This window comes from Streptomyces sp. DG1A-41 (assembly GCF_037055355.1).
Taxonomy (GTDB): domain Bacteria; phylum Actinomycetota; class Actinomycetes; order Streptomycetales; family Streptomycetaceae; genus Streptomyces.
The window spans coordinates 6,345,248-6,358,584 of the sequence record NZ_CP146350.1; the positions used below are offsets into that span (position 1 = coordinate 6,345,248).

At 69.1% G+C, this 13,337-nt stretch carries 14 protein-coding genes and 2 pseudogenes; 12 read left to right on the top strand and 4 right to left on the bottom strand.

The window, feature by feature from the left end:
- The first annotated feature begins 18 nt into the window (after positions 1-18).
- The 3 genes from V8690_RS29800 to V8690_RS29810 are packed head-to-tail and all read left to right on the top strand — an operon-like array spanning position 19 to position 1,125.
- Positions 19-276 (top strand): acyl carrier protein, encoded by a 258-nt coding sequence (locus tag V8690_RS29800; RefSeq protein WP_338783208.1) that lies wholly within the window; start codon positions 19-21, stop codon positions 274-276.
- Position 277: 1 nt separating this feature from the next.
- Positions 278-757 (top strand): SRPBCC family protein, encoded by a 480-nt coding sequence (locus V8690_RS29805; protein ID WP_338783209.1) that lies wholly within the window; start codon positions 278-280, stop codon positions 755-757.
- Positions 758-783: 26 nt separating this feature from the next.
- Positions 784-1,125 (top strand): TcmI family type II polyketide cyclase, encoded by a 342-nt coding sequence (locus tag V8690_RS29810; RefSeq protein ID WP_338783211.1) that lies wholly within the window; start codon positions 784-786, stop codon positions 1,123-1,125.
- 62 nt (positions 1,126-1,187) lie between these two features.
- On the opposite strand, the gene V8690_RS29815 is transcribed toward V8690_RS29810, so the two are convergent.
- A complete protein-coding gene (locus V8690_RS29815) occupies positions 1,188-2,171 on the bottom strand; it encodes an amidohydrolase family protein (RefSeq protein WP_338783212.1) in 984 nt (327 codons plus the stop codon).
- A 35-nt stretch (positions 2,172-2,206) separates the two neighbouring features.
- Positions 2,207-3,849: pseudogene (locus V8690_RS29820) on the bottom strand (FAD-dependent monooxygenase).
- A gap of 229 nt (positions 3,850-4,078) precedes the next feature.
- Here V8690_RS29820 and V8690_RS29825 point away from each other — a divergent pair.
- The 5 genes from V8690_RS29825 to V8690_RS29845 all read left to right on the top strand — a co-directional run bounded on the left by V8690_RS29825 (position 4,079) and on the right by V8690_RS29845 (position 8,376).
- The gene (locus V8690_RS29825) at positions 4,079-5,338 is read left to right on the top strand and encodes a cytochrome P450 (RefSeq protein WP_338783213.1); all 1,260 of its coding nucleotides are present in this window, start codon (positions 4,079-4,081) and stop codon (positions 5,336-5,338) included.
- Between the two features lie 26 nt (positions 5,339-5,364).
- Positions 5,365-5,676 carry an antibiotic biosynthesis monooxygenase family protein gene (locus V8690_RS29830; RefSeq protein ID WP_338783214.1) on the top strand — a complete coding sequence of 104 codons (312 nt, stop codon included), beginning with the start codon at positions 5,365-5,367 and terminating at the stop codon, positions 5,674-5,676.
- 32 nt (positions 5,677-5,708) lie between these two features.
- The gene (locus tag V8690_RS29835) at positions 5,709-6,218 is read left to right on the top strand and encodes a MarR family transcriptional regulator (RefSeq protein ID WP_338783215.1); all 510 of its coding nucleotides are present in this window, start codon (positions 5,709-5,711) and stop codon (positions 6,216-6,218) included.
- A gap of 43 nt (positions 6,219-6,261) precedes the next feature.
- Positions 6,262-6,600 carry a DUF3817 domain-containing protein gene (locus V8690_RS29840; protein WP_338783216.1) on the top strand — a complete coding sequence of 113 codons (339 nt, stop codon included), beginning with the start codon at positions 6,262-6,264 and terminating at the stop codon, positions 6,598-6,600.
- Between the two features lie 75 nt (positions 6,601-6,675).
- Positions 6,676-8,376 (top strand): methylmalonyl-CoA mutase family protein, encoded by a 1,701-nt coding sequence (locus tag V8690_RS29845; protein WP_338783217.1) that lies wholly within the window; start codon positions 6,676-6,678, stop codon positions 8,374-8,376.
- Positions 8,377-8,662: 286 nt separating this feature from the next.
- Here V8690_RS29845 and V8690_RS29850 read toward each other — a convergent pair whose 3' ends face one another.
- Complete coding sequence (locus tag V8690_RS29850; RefSeq protein ID WP_338783218.1) at positions 8,663-8,878, bottom strand: hypothetical protein; 216 nt, start codon at positions 8,876-8,878, stop codon at positions 8,663-8,665.
- Positions 8,879-9,148: 270 nt separating this feature from the next.
- Between V8690_RS29850 and V8690_RS29855 the strand changes: the two genes are divergently transcribed.
- Complete coding sequence (locus V8690_RS29855; protein ID WP_338783219.1) at positions 9,149-9,391, top strand: hypothetical protein; 243 nt, start codon at positions 9,149-9,151, stop codon at positions 9,389-9,391.
- A gap of 35 nt (positions 9,392-9,426) precedes the next feature.
- On the opposite strand, the gene V8690_RS29860 is transcribed toward V8690_RS29855, so the two are convergent.
- The gene (locus V8690_RS29860) at positions 9,427-10,062 is read right to left on the bottom strand and encodes a TetR/AcrR family transcriptional regulator (RefSeq protein WP_338783221.1); all 636 of its coding nucleotides are present in this window, start codon (positions 10,060-10,062) and stop codon (positions 9,427-9,429) included.
- 234 nt (positions 10,063-10,296) lie between these two features.
- Here V8690_RS29860 and V8690_RS29865 point away from each other — a divergent pair, with 234 nt between their 5' ends.
- From V8690_RS29865 to V8690_RS29875, 3 genes and pseudogenes are all read left to right on the top strand, one after another.
- Entirely contained in the window at positions 10,297-11,271 is a 975-nt protein-coding gene (locus tag V8690_RS29865) for a tetratricopeptide repeat protein (RefSeq protein ID WP_338783222.1), read from the top strand.
- 622 nt (positions 11,272-11,893) lie between these two features.
- A complete protein-coding gene (locus V8690_RS29870; protein ID WP_338785504.1) occupies positions 11,894-12,529 on the top strand; it encodes a DUF6230 family protein in 636 nt (211 codons plus the stop codon).
- Between the two features lie 191 nt (positions 12,530-12,720).
- Positions 12,721-13,114 (top strand): annotated as a pseudogene (locus V8690_RS29875) (DUF6114 domain-containing protein); the annotation flags it as partial.
- Positions 13,115-13,337 lie beyond the last annotated feature (223 nt).

The following is a 13,337-nucleotide window of genomic DNA, read 5'->3' on the forward strand; positions in this document are numbered from 1 at the left end:
ACGACAAGGAGAACGCGCATGAACAGTGAAGTGACCCTCGAAGAGCTGGCCGCGCTGATGAAGAAGGCCGCCGGCGTCACCGTCGACCCGCACGATTTCGAAGCCCGGGTCGACACCCCCTTCGCCGAGTTCGGGCTGGACTCGCTCGGCCTCCTCGGCATCGTGGGCGAGCTGGAGAACCGGCACGCCCGGGCGCTGCCCACCGACGCGGAGAAGTGCAAGACCCCCCGCGACTTCCTCGACCTCGTCAACAGCACGCTCATGACAGGAGCCTGAGATGGCAGGGCACACCGAGAACGAGATCACCATCGCCGCGCCCCTCGACCTCGTCTGGGACATGACCAACGACGTCGAGAGATGGCCGCAGCTGTTCAGCGAGTACGCGGCCGCCGAGGTGCTGTCCCGGCAGGGCGACACGGTCACCTTCCGCCTGACCATGCACCCCGACGAGAACGGCAAGGTGTGGAGCTGGGTGTCGGAACGGACCACCGACCGCGACAAACTCACCGTCACGGCCCGACGGGTGGAACCCGGCCCGTTCGAGTACATGAACATCCGGTGGGAGTACGAGGAGACCCCCGACGGCACCCGGATGCACTGGACCCAGGACTTCGCCATGCGGCCCGACGCGCCGGTCGACGACGCCGGGATGACGGACATCATCAACCGCAACTCGCCCGTCCAGATGGCCCTCATCCGCGACCGCATCGAGCAGGCCGCCGGCGAGCGGCGGACCTCCCCCGTCACGCCCGCCTGAACGGCGCCGCCGCGTAAGGAGACCCCATGCACCACGCCCTGATCGTCGCCCGGATGGCCCCGCGTTCGGCTCCGGACATCGCCGAGGTCTTCGCGGCCTCCGACCGCGGCGACCTGCCCCGTCTCGTCGGGGTGACCCAGCGTTCCCTCTTCCAGTTCGGCGATGTGTACATGCACTTCATCGAGGCCGAGCAGGACCCGGGCCCCGCCATCGCGCGCGTGGCCGGGCACCCCGAGTTCCGCGACATCAGCAGCAAGCTCGAGGCGTACGTCAGCCCGTACGACCCGCAGACCTGGCGCGGTCCGAAGGACGCGATGGCACAGTGCTTCTACCACTGGGAGAGAGACACGGCCCCGGCCACCCGGTGACGCGGAGGAGAGAAGGCCGCCGCCCGTGAGGGCGGCGGCCTTCTCTCGTGCGTGCGCAAGAGCTAGGAGGAGCGGGCCAGTACCGGCAGCAGACGCAGGGCGTTCTCCCGGTTGATGCCCCTGAGCTGCTCCGGCGAGAGGAAGGGATCGCCGTCCAGGGCGGGTACCGCGACATCGGCGACGACCTGGGCGGGAGTGGGCGGCCAGTCCGTGCCGAAGAGGACACGGCTGGGATCCACCGTGGCCAGCAGAGTGGGCGTGGCGGAGTCGGACATGGGGCCCGCCGTGTCGAAGTAGAACCTGTGCAGGTAGTCACGGACCCTGCCCGGCTCGATCTGGGGGGTGAGGTGCCCGCCGAAGAGTTCCAGCCGCGTGGCCATGTACGGAAGGAAGCCTCCTCCGTGGGGAAGGACGAAGCTGAGATTCGGGTAGCGGTCCAGGGTGCCGTTCCGGATCAGGTTGATGGCCGCGCGTGTGGTGTCCATGAGGAAGTCGCACACGAAGGGCGGCATCCCCGGCAGTGCGGCGCCGCCGTCCTTTCCGGCCGGCACTTCCATGGGGTGCGTGCTGATGACGGCGGACCGGTCGTTCAGCTCCTGCAAGAGGCGGTCGTGGGTGGCGTCGCCGAGGTAGACACCGTCCATGCTCGTTCTCGTGCTCACCCCGACGGCCCCGAGCTCGTCGAGTCCGTAGCGCAGGCTCCACTGCGAGAGTTCCAGGTCGTCCAGGAACACGGGAGTGAAGAAGGCGAAGCGCGCGGGATGGGCCTCGACGACATCGGCCGCCGCCCGCAGGGCGATCCGCGCGCTCTCCTGTCGCTCCGCGCGCTCGCGGAACCGTCCGAGCATCGCGACGGTCATGACGGCGGTGCTGATGCCCGTCTTGTCCATGACCTCCAGGGCCGCGTCCAGGTCCCAGCGTGTCCACCAGGGCAGCCTCTCGCGGTTGACGACGCCGCGTTCTTCCGCCCAGTCCAGCCAGGCCGGCGCGGTGAAATGGTGGTGGACGTCCACTCGGCCCGCGACGGGGCCGTCTTCGAATGTCATCGGCATGTCCTCGGCGTGGTCGTTTCGGTGGGTGTTCAGCCGCGGCAGAGCACGGTCTGCAGCACGTCCGTCAGCACACGATCGGCGGACGGCAGGTGGGTGGGCGCGCGCCACGCGACGAAACCGTCCGGGCGTACGAGGACGGCACCGTCGGCGGCGGTGCCGTGCAGCGCCGCCCAGTCGGCATCCGCCTCGGGAACAAGGTCGTGATCAGGGCCGTCTCCCACGAGATACACCTTGACCGGAACGCCCAGCTTCTCGCCGGCCCGCTCCGCCGCGCGGCGCCACTCGTGGCCTTCGGCCCCGGCGAGCACGACGAAGGAACGCTCGTACAGATCGAGAGTGGAGATCCTGGCGCCTGCTCTCCGTACCCACATGTGGGGTGCGCGGCTCCCCGGCTCTCCGTCGATCCGGAAGGTCTCCGGGACGACCGGCCGCCGGGGGAGGCGCCCACCACGGCGTCCGAGGCGTACCGGTAGCAGAGCGCGACCGTCATGAGGTCCGCCGCGTCGTTGTTGCGTCCCGCTGCCGGGCCCAACGCGGGATGCTGCTCCTCGGCGGCCTGCTGGGAGGCCCGTTCGCTCGTCGTGACAGCGACGGGCCGTCGCTCACGCTCGTAGGTGCCGAGCAGCGGCAGGCCGGCCCAGCCGCGCAGTACCGCGGCGAGCTTCCAGGCGAGGTTGTGGGCGTCCTGGATCCCGGTGTTGGAGCCGAACGCCCCGTTGGGCGGCATTTCATGCGCCGCGTCACCGGCCAGAAAGACCCGGCCCTGCCCGTAGCTGTCAGCGACCCGCCTCGAAGCGTGCCAAGGCGCCTTTCCTGTGATTTCGACATCAAGGTCCGGAACACCGACGGCCGCGCGAATATGCGCCGCGCAGCGCTCGTCCCCGAAGTCCTCCAGGGATTCGCCCTGATCAGCGGACCAGGGAATGTGGATGACCCACCGTTCCTCGTTGTCCACGGGCAGCAAGGCGCCTTCCCCCTGCGGATCGGTGGTGTAGCAGACGATGAAGCGCTTCGGTCCGACGTATTCCTTGAGGGCCTTGCTCCGGAACGTGACACTGACGTTGTGGAACAGGGCACCGGGTCCGGACTGGCCGATTCCCAGACGTTTGCGAACGGGGCTTCTCGGGCCATCGGCGGCCACCAGGAAATCGGCTTTCACCGTATAGGTCTCACCGGTGTCCCGGCGCATGACCTGCGCCTGGACTCCCTCTTCGTCCTGCGTGAAGGAAAGCAGTTCCGTACCAAAGCGGATGTCTCCGCCCTGGCGGGCGCGGTTCAGCAGGACCGGCTCCAGATCGTTCTGGCTGCACAGGCACCAGTTCGAGGAGCTGACCCGAGAGACGTCCATGCCTGCGGCGATGTCCTGAACGATCCAGCGGCGCTGGTTCCCGACGAGGGTGTCCACCTGGAGTACGCCGTCGTTTCCGGCGAGAGCGAAGGCGGCCTCTCGCACGCTCTGCTCGAGTCCGGCGGTCCGGAAGACCTCCATGGTGCGCACGTTGTTCCCGCGGCCACGTGGGTGCGTCGATGTCTCGGCATGCCGCTCCACGAGCATGTGCTCGATTCCGAGACGTCCCAGGAACACGGAGGTGGAAAGCCCCACCAGGGATCCGCCTACGATGAGAACTGGTACAGATTCCACTCCGCGTCCGCTCACTGGTTTCCTCGTCATCCGGCGACTGCCCAGTCCGGGAACGGTGGACTGGCCCGTCCATGATGTTTACCAAGCGGGACTTGCGTGCGCGATCCGGGGCGCCCTGGGGTACGCCGGCCGGGTAACCGGAGCAATTCCACACGTGCTGCGGCGTTCGAACTCATATGGCCCAGCAGCGTTTGCGGCACAGTGCCGGCCGGGAAATCGTGTGACCGACCGACGGAACTCTCGACCCCCGGGATCAGCCATGACGCAAGCGTTCGCATCCGAGGAAATGTCGTCCGAGGAGGCCGCTGCCGCGGCCTCGGCCTGCAGTCGGGAGTTTCGCGCCAACCCGCATCCCGTGTACGCCACGCTCAGGGCGACAGCGCCCGTATGCCCGCTGAAGCCCCCTCACGGGGTCGACACGTATCTCATCACCCGGTACGACGACGCCCGTGCCGCGTTGGCCGATCCTCGGCTGAGCAAGGACATGTACGGCGCCATCGACGCCTATCACCGGATCTTCGGCGACTCGTCGATCGCCCTGGACGACAACATGCTCTTCTCGGACCCTCCGAAGCACACCAGGCTCCGCAGGATCGTCGGCACCACCTTCACCCCCAAGAGGGTGGAGTCGCTGCGTCCGAAGGTCCAGAAGATCGCTGACGAACTGCTGGACCGCTGCCCGGCGTCGGAACCCGTGAACCTCCTGAAGGAATTCTGCTTCCCGCTGCCGCTGCACGTGATCTGTGAGCTCCTCGGCGTCCCGGAGAACGAGCGCAGGCAGGCCCAGGAATGGTCCGCCACCGTCGCTCAGACCGGCTTCGGGCCGGAGGCGCGCAAGGCGCTGGAAATCGCCGAGGGAAACCTGCGCGACTACCTCGTGGACCTGATCGCGCGGAAGCGGAAGGAGCCGGACGGAGCTCTGCTCAGCGCACTCGTCACGGCGCAGGACGAGGACGGCGCGCTCACCGACCACGAACTCGTCTCCACCGCGTGGGTGCTGCTTTTCGCGGGCCACAAGTCGACCGCGTACCAGGTCGGCAACGCCGTCTACCACCTGCTCAGCCAGCCGGAGCAGAAGCGCCTGGCATTCCGGGACCCGGGGGCGACGGCCGCAGCCGTCGAGGAGATCTTCCGGTTCGAGACCTCCGTGGAGAACTCGACGTTCCGCTACGCGACGGAAGACATCAAGATGCGCGACACACTCATCCCCAAGGGTGCGCTCGTGCAGATTTCCCTCACGGCGGCCAACCGGGACCCGGAGATGTTCCCCGACCCGGACCGCATGGACGTCGAGCGCCCGAACGTCCATGCGACGCACCTCGCATTCGGCCTCGGCCCGCACTACTGCATCGGCGCGCCTCTGGCACGTCTGGAGATGCAGATCGCCCTCACCACGCTCTTCGGGCGCCACCCCGGCATGGCCCTGATCGGGGAGCCGGAGAACGTGCGCTGGCTGACCGTGCCGTTTCCCGCCTTCCGCGGGCTCGCGGAACTCCCCGTCGTTCTCGACCCGTCGTGAGGGGGGAGGCACCGGCGCGGGTGCGAGTGGTTCGCCTGCTGCGCGTCCGGGAGGGAAGGGAAGCGGATTTCGTGGCCGCCTACCAAGGCGTGCACGACGGCGCCATGCGGTTTCCCGGACATCTGCGCGAACAGCTCTGCCGCTCCGTCGACGATCCCGGTCGATGGCTGCTCACCAGTGAGTGGGAAAGCCTCGAAGCCATCAAACGGTGGCGCACCGACCCTGAACACACGACTCTGGTCGGGCCGATGAACGCCTGTCTGCACGACGACCGGTGGACCGGGGTCTTCGAGATCATGCCCGAGGGCACTGGTGACCGAAGGCCGAGACAGGGCTGACCATCATGTGACCGGCCGGTAAGGTCGAGTTCGTGCCGAAGCCGCTCAGTCTCTCCTTCGATCCGATCGCGCGCGCCGACGAACGCTGGAAGCAGCGATGGGGAAACGTGCCGTCCATGGCCGCGATCACCTCGATCATGCGAGCCCAGCAGATCCTCCTCGCCGAGGTCGACGCGGTGGTCAAGCCGTACGGGCTGACGTTCGCGCGGTATGAGGCGCTGGTGCTGCTCACCTTCTCCAAGTCCGGCGAGCTGCCGATGTCCAAGATTGGCGAGCGGCTCATGGTGCATCCCACGTCCGTGACGAACACCGTGGACCGGCTCGTGAAGTCGGGTCTCGTCGCCAAGCGGCCCAACCCCAACGACGGGCGCGGCACCCTCGCCAGCATCACCGACAAGGGCCGCGAGGTGGTCGAGGCGGCCACCCGCGACCTGATGGCGATGGACTTCGGGCTCGGGGTGTACGACGCGGAGGAGTGCGCCGAGATCTTCGCGATGCTGCGGCCGCTGCGGATCGCCGCGGGGGACTTCCAGGAGGGGTGACCCGGGCCAAGATCTCCCGGAACGGGTCGTTACGCTCGACGGCATGAAAAAGAGCGTGCTGACCCGCTATCGCGTGATGGCCTATGTCACCGGCGTGCTGCTGGTCCTGCTGACCTTCGGCATGATCGGCAAGTACGTGCTCGACCTGAACGGCGCGGCCGACTTCACGCGCGTCGTCAGCATCGCGCACGGCTGGCTGTACGTCGTGTACCTGATCTTCGCCTTCGACCTGGGCTCCAAGGCGAAGTGGCCGGTGGGCAAGCAGCTGTGGGTGCTGCTCGCCGGGACCATTCCGACGGCCGCGTTCTTCGTGGAGCGCAAGATCAGCCACGAACTCAAGGCCAGGGTTGCGGAGGACTCGCCCGCGACCGCCAAGGCGTAACGGCACCGCCGTACGGACGAACGTACGGCGGTCTGCCATCGACATTTACTTGGACGTCCTAGTAAATTCGAAGGTATGGACGCTGACGCCATAGAGGAAGGCCGCCGTCGCTGGCAGGCCCGCTACGACGCCGCGCGCAGGCGCGACGCAGACTTCACCACGCTCTCCGGTGACCCCGTGGAGCCGGTGTACGGGCCCCGGCCCGGCGACAGGTACGAGGGCTTCGAGCGGATCGGCTGGCCCGGGGAGTACCCCTTCACCCGCGGCCTGTACGCGACCGGCTACCGAGGGCGTACATGGACCATCCGGCAGTTCGCCGGGTTCGGCAACGCCGAGCAGACCAACGAGCGCTACAAGATGATCCTCCGCAACGGCGGGGGCGGGCTCTCGGTCGCCTTCGACATGCCGACGCTCATGGGCCGCGACTCCGACGACCCGCGGTCGCTGGGCGAGGTCGGGCACTGCGGAGTCGCGATCGACTCGGCGGCCGACATGGAGGTCCTGTTCAAGGACATCCCGCTGGGTGACGTGACGACGTCCATGACCATCAGCGGACCGGCCGTGCCCGTCTTCTGCATGTACCTGGTCGCCGCCGAACGCCAGGGCGTCGACCCGTCCGTCCTGAACGGCACGCTCCAGACGGACATCTTCAAGGAGTACATTGCCCAGAAGGAGTGGCTCTTCCAGCCGGAGCCGCATCTGCGGCTCATCGGCGACCTCATGGAGCACTGCGCGGCCGGCATCCCCGCGTACAAGCCGCTGTCCGTCTCCGGCTACCACATCCGCGAGGCCGGGTCGACGGCCGCCCAGGAGCTGGCGTACACCCTGGCGGACGGATTCGGGTACGTGGAGCTGGGCCTGTCGCGCGGGCTGGACGTCGACGTCTTCGCCCCCGGCCTGTCCTTCTTCTTCGACGCGCACGTCGACTTCTTCGAGGAGATCGCGAAGTTCCGGGCGGCCCGGCGGATCTGGGCCCGCTGGATGCGGGACGTGTACGGCGCGACGTCGGAGAAGGCGCAGTGGCTGCGCTTCCACACCCAGACGGCGGGCGTCTCCCTCACGGCACAGCAGCCGTACAACAACGTCGTACGGACGGCCGTGGAGGCGCTGGCCGCCGTGCTCGGCGGGACCAACTCGCTGCACACCAACGCCCTCGACGAGACCCTCGCCCTGCCGAGCGAGCAGGCGGCGGAGATCGCGCTGCGCACCCAGCAGGTGCTCATGGAGGAGACCGGCGTCGCCAACGTGGCCGACCCGCTGGGCGGTTCCTGGTACGTCGAGCAGCTGACGGACCGGATCGAGGCCGACGCCGAGAAGATCTTCGAGCAGATAAGGGAGCGGGGGCTGCGGGCGCACCCCGACGGGCAGCACCCGATCGGGCCGATCACCTCCGGGATCCTGCGGGGCATCGAGGACGGCTGGTTCACCGGGGAGATCGCGGAGTCGGCGTTCCGGTACCAGCAGGCGCTGGAGAAGGGCGACAAGAAGGTCGTCGGGGTGAACGTCCACACCGGGTCGGTGACCGGGGATCTGGAGATCCTGCGGGTCAGCCACGAGGTGGAGCGCGAGCAGGTCCGGGTGCTCGCGGAGCGGAAGGCCGGGCGTGACGACGCGCGTGTCCGTACGGCGCTCGACGGCATGATCGCCGCGGCGCGGTCGGACGCGAACATGATCGAGCCCATGCTGGAGGCGGTACGGGCCGAGGCGACGCTCGGCGAGATCTGCGGAGCGCTGCGGGACGAGTGGGGGGTGTACACCGAGCCTGCGGGCTTCTGAGTGCCTCTTTCGTCCGTCGGCGGGGTTCAGTCCCTGCATCCTCAGCTCCATCGGAGCGGGCGGCTCCTCGGGCGACTCGGACGGGGTCAGGGCCGGTGTCCCGGTCGTCCGTGTCGAGGGACGCCTCGCACCAGGTCGTCGACGAGACGTCGGCCGGCGGTTCGTCGTCGGACACCTCCAGGTCGCGCAGGGCCGCGGCCGCCTGGGCGAGGGCGGTCCGCCGAGCGCGACCAGACGCCGCGACGGGGCCGCCTCGAAGACGTCCCGGATGTCCCCGCCGTCTGCGTCAGGCCCTGCGCAGTTGGTGGGCGGCACCGGCCGGGCAGAGCAGGGCGCCCGCGGCCGGCAGCCAGGTGATCACCGGCGACCTCCCGGACCCCGGCCGGTCCAGCGCCTGCCAGCAGAGCCGTCCCGTCGTCCCGGACAGCGCGAGGGCGACGGCGTACGCGGCCCCAGTGGGCCAGGCATCGGCACCGCCGCCCGGGAGGCGAGAGGGCCGCATTCGGGACCGGTCGCCGGTCCTCCAACCCGGCCGGTTCCCCGGTGGGTTCAGCCGCCACGCGCACCCCGTCCGCAGACCCTCGTGCGGCACCGTACCCATCAGCGCACGATTCGCGAACGACTGGAGGACCTCCGTGGAGCCCATCACGGCAGGACCGCTCGTGGCTCTCGCCTCAGGAACGGCCGGTGCGGCCGGCGAACGGATCTGGGCGTCCCCGCGCGACCCGGTCACCCGAAAAGGGGGGCCCGTTCCGGCGAGGGAGAGCCGGTCGTGCCCGCCGAGCCCCCGCGCACCGAGGAACGGGCCGGGCAGCTCGCCGCGCTGTTCGACGAACGCGCCCGGCAGGATCCCGACTTCGCCGCCGCGCTGGAGATCTGGCGGCGGCGGGCGGACGCGGAGGCCGCATCGCGGTCCGGGGACGTTCACAACGAGATCTCCGGCGGCACGCAGGGCACGGTGATCCAGGGCCGGGACATCCACGGCAACATCACCTTCGGTGGCGGTGCCTCCTGAGCGGGCCGCGCGCCGGCGCGGCGGGCGGGCACGGCTCAGCCAGCGGCCGTGTGCGCGGCTTCTCCCGCCAGTCCCCGCAGCAGCACGAGCGTGAAGCCGCGTACCCACTCCTCGTTCACCGGCTCCCCGCTCACCAGCGTGCGGTGGACCACCGCTCCCGCCACCATGTCGAAGATCAGGTCCGCTGTGCGGGAGGCTGTCGCGGGGTCCGGTTCGGGTAGGAGTTCGCCTCGTACCTGGGCTCGGGATCTGCCCTCCAGGACCAGGCGCTTCTGGCGGTCGACCACCGACTCGCGGATGCGTTCGCGCAGGGCGTCGTCGCGGGTGGCCTCCGCGACCACTGCCATCAGGCCGCTTTTCGCCTCCGGGCGGTCCAGGATCGTGGCGAACCGGAGGACGACGCCCTCGATGTCCGCGGCCAGTGAGCCGCTGTCCGGGAGTTCCAGCTCGTCGAAGAGCTCCGCGACCGCGTCGACGACCAGCTCGTTCTTGCCGGCCCAACGGCGGTACAGCGTCGTCTTCGCAACCCCGGCGCGTGTCGCGACGTCTCCCAGGGTGAGCTTGGACCAGCCCAGTTCCACGAGAGCCTCACGTGTCGCCGCCAGGATCGCGGCGTCCGCCGTGGCGCTGCGCGGGCGCCCGGTGCGGCTTGCTGGGCTGCGGCTCTGCATGTGCTGACCATAAACCGGCGGTTCCTGTGGGGCCGTGAGGGAGATCACCGGGGGGTGGTGTTCCGGCGGTTCGGCGTGGCATTACGCTACGTCTCGTAGCGAAAGCCCGTGAGGGACGTACACGGGCTTCGGCGACATGGCGTCGGGTGGGGACCCGGCGCCGAGGGGTACCCGACCGGACCGGCTTTCACGTCGTTTTTCACACGCGCGCGCAGTACGGGGGAGGATAGGCGCATGCAGCCACGGAACATGTCCATGAGCGGAGTCGTCGACCTCGCCGCGGTGAAGGCGGCCCAGGAGGCCAAGGCGAAGGCGGAGCAGGCGCGTGCGCAAGCCGCCCGGGAGGGCGGCGCGGGGGCGATCTCCCCGGCCGATCTCGTCATCGACGTCGACGAGGCGGGGTTCGAGAGGGACGTCCTCCAGCGGTCCGCCGAGGTGCCCGTCGTCATCGACTTCTGGGCCGAGTGGTGTCAGCCCTGCAAGCAGCTGAGCCCGGTCCTGGAGCGGCTGGCCGTCGAGTACAACGGCCGCTTCCTGCTCGCCAAGATCGACGTCGACGCCAACCAGATGCTGATGCAGCAGTTCGGCATCCAGGGGATCCCCGCCGTGTTCGCGGTCGTCGCGGGGCAGGCACTGCCGCTCTTCCAGGGGGCCGCGGGCGAGGCGCAGATCCGGCAGACCCTGGACCAGCTGGTGCAGGTCGCCGAGCAGCGCTTCGGCCTGACCGGCCTCACCGTCGACTCCGAAGCCGAGCCGGGCGGCGCCCAGGCGGCCCCCGAGCGGCCGGCCGGTCCGTACGACGCGCTCCTGGAGGCCGCCGTACAGGCGCTGGACTCGGGTGACCTGAGCGGTGCCGTCCAGGCCTACAAGAACGTGCTGAGCGAGGACCCGGGCAACGAGGAGGCCAAACTGGGCCTCGCCCAGGCGGAGTTGCTCCAGCGGGTGCAGGGCGTCGACCCGCAGCAGGTGCGCAGGGACGCGGCGGAGAAGCCGGCCGACGTGCAGGCGCAGATCGCCGCCGCCGACCTGGATCTCGTGGGCGGCCATGTGGAGGACGCCTTCGGCCGGCTCATCGAGACCGTGGGGCGTACGGTGGGTGACGACCGGGACACCGTACGGATGCGGCTGCTGGAGCTGTTCGAGGTGGTCGGACCCGAGGATCCGCGCGTGATCGCGGCCCGCAGGGCCCTGGCCCGAGCCCTGTTCTGACCAGTCGCTAAACGCGCGGGCCTGTGGCGCCCACGTGAAGAATTCGCCGACAGAGCGTCACCGCGGCCGCGTTTTACCAAAACTTGGTAATCGCGGCCGCTGTTACTGCGAGTAAGTCGCGGACGTTGATCTGTCGGTTTCTGTCCAGTGATCAACAGCTTTGTTCCGCCGTCCGGCACCACCCTGTGTCGTCGTCCGAGTCCGGGGGGTCGTTGTTCGGTTATCCGGCCGTTACTAGTCAGTAACGATCCCCCTTGTGCGGGCGGCGAGAATGCACCACGATCGGCCACGCTCGGTCCATTCCCGTACCCCGGCAGCCGGTTGGGTCGCGGGACGTCCTGGGTCCCCACCGAGCAGAGCCGGCGGCAGTGGCGCCGGCTCTTGGACAGGGGGGTCTTCGCCCACTCGGCGAAGCCTGTCCAGCAGGGTTGTGCGTGATGCGTGTCAGGCGCGACCAGTGGTTGTCGCTCGGGGGTGATCGCCGGTGATTCGGGCGCGAGTTGCGCCGCCGAGTGCAGGCGCTCTCCTTCCCGAGGACGTAGCACTTCTCCCATCCCTGCCCGGCTGAGCCGCGTTTCGGGGCGAGCCAGGACAGGAGATGTACGTCCGAGAAGGAGGAAATATGGAGTCCCAGGTGCGTGGCGGGACCAGATGGAAGCGGTTCGCTGTGGTGATGGTGCCCAGCGTCGCCGCCGCGGCATGTGTGGGTGTAGGACTCGCGCAGGGGGCGCTGGCCGCATCGTTCAGCGTGTCCGGTCAGCAGTTCAAGGTGTCGGCCGATCACCTCAAAGGTACGGGCTTCGCCCAGTACGGCGGGATCGACACCGTCTACGAGACGGTGAAGGGCGAGAAGCAGAAGAAGGTCCCGGTCGCGATCTCGTCGTTCAAGAGCGCGAAGATCACCAACATGTGCCAGTCGGTCAAGACGCCGATCCCTGGCATAGGTGACATCTATCTCCGTCTCGAGGCGGGGAAGAGCAAGCCGGTCACGGCGAAGAACCTCTACATCGACGTCGCCCAGCTCGACGCCAACGCGACGTTCGAGAACATCGACATCGGCGTCGCGGTCCGGGACCAGAACAAAGGCCCCGATGTGAAGCCGGGTGACAGCGTGCTGCCGGGTGGCTTCGCCCAGCAGGCCGATACGGCAACGCTCACCAGGGTCGAGCAGACCGCGTGGGCGACCACGGCCGGCACGTTCACGCTCAACGGCCTGTCGATGAGGCTCGGCACCGACGAGAAGATGGAGTGCTTCTGACGGCCTCCGTGTCACGGGCACCACAGGGGCGGTCGAGCTGTCCCTGAGGGGCGGGGAAGCCGCGGTTTCCCCGCCCCGCGGGCCCGGCCCGGCCGTCCGCCGGGCACCTTCACAGACTCACAACTTCCGGCTACTGAACGCCTACTTCCGAGCCGGTACGTACCTCCACCGGACCGAGGGAGCTGTTTTCCATGAGTGCCGAGACTCCGGTCCAGAGCGCCGGGACCTTCACCCGGCTGCGTCGGCGATTCCGTGACTGGCGGGGCAGCCGGCCGTTCTGGGCAGGGCTGTTCACCATCCTCGGCGGGGTGCCGATCGCCTACTTCCCCTACGCCACCCTCAAGTTGGGCACCATGTCGCTCACCATGGCGACCACCGCGGGGCCGGCTCCTCATCATCGGGGTCCTGCTGATCACGCTGGGCCTGACCATGTGGTTCCAGCAGGCGACGCGGGTCTTCGCCGGTGTCGCGGCGATCATCCTGGCGCTGGTGTCGCTGGTGGTCTCCAACATCGGAGGCTTCCTCATCGGCTTCCTGTTCGCGCTGTTCGGTGGTGCGCTCGCGGTCTCCTGGGCGCCCGGCAAGGCGGAGGGCGCCGAGGGGGACGGCACAAGTCCGGTCGCGGACCGGCCGGAGAGGACGCCGTGGAACCCGCGCCCCAGGGCGCCGACGACGAGCCGGGCCTGCCGCACACCCCGTACGAGACCGGCGACGGCGGTCCGGAGGACGGCGTCCGGTCCGAGGCCCGCAACGGGGGGCACCGTGTCGGCTGACGCCCGCGACCAGTTTCCCGGGACCCAGGACCGGC

Excerpts from the sequence above, each read along its gene's own strand:
- V8690_RS29815 (WP_338783212.1), bottom strand. The coding sequence starts at position 2,171 with ATGACATTCGAAGACGGCCCCGTCGCGGGCCGAGTGGACGTCCACCAC.
- V8690_RS29860 (WP_338783221.1), bottom strand. The coding sequence starts at position 10,062 with ATGCAGAGCCGCAGCCCAGCAAGCCGCACCGGGCGCCCGCGCAGCGCC.
- V8690_RS29810 (WP_338783211.1), top strand. The coding sequence starts at position 784 with ATGCACCACGCCCTGATCGTCGCCCGGATGGCCCCGCGTTCGGCTCCG.
- V8690_RS29870 (WP_338785504.1), top strand. The coding sequence starts at position 11,894 with ATGGAGTCCCAGGTGCGTGGCGGGACCAGATGGAAGCGGTTCGCTGTG.
- V8690_RS29805 (WP_338783209.1), top strand. The coding sequence starts at position 278 with ATGGCAGGGCACACCGAGAACGAGATCACCATCGCCGCGCCCCTCGAC.
- V8690_RS29850 (WP_338783218.1), bottom strand. The coding sequence starts at position 8,878 with ATGCGGCCCTCTCGCCTCCCGGGCGGCGGTGCCGATGCCTGGCCCACT.
- V8690_RS29845 (WP_338783217.1), top strand. The coding sequence starts at position 6,676 with ATGGACGCTGACGCCATAGAGGAAGGCCGCCGTCGCTGGCAGGCCCGC.
- V8690_RS29800 (WP_338783208.1), top strand. The coding sequence starts at position 19 with ATGAACAGTGAAGTGACCCTCGAAGAGCTGGCCGCGCTGATGAAGAAG.
- V8690_RS29865 (WP_338783222.1), top strand. The coding sequence starts at position 10,297 with ATGCAGCCACGGAACATGTCCATGAGCGGAGTCGTCGACCTCGCCGCG.
- V8690_RS29840 (WP_338783216.1), top strand. The coding sequence starts at position 6,262 with ATGAAAAAGAGCGTGCTGACCCGCTATCGCGTGATGGCCTATGTCACC.
- V8690_RS29825 (WP_338783213.1), top strand. The coding sequence starts at position 4,079 with ATGACGCAAGCGTTCGCATCCGAGGAAATGTCGTCCGAGGAGGCCGCT.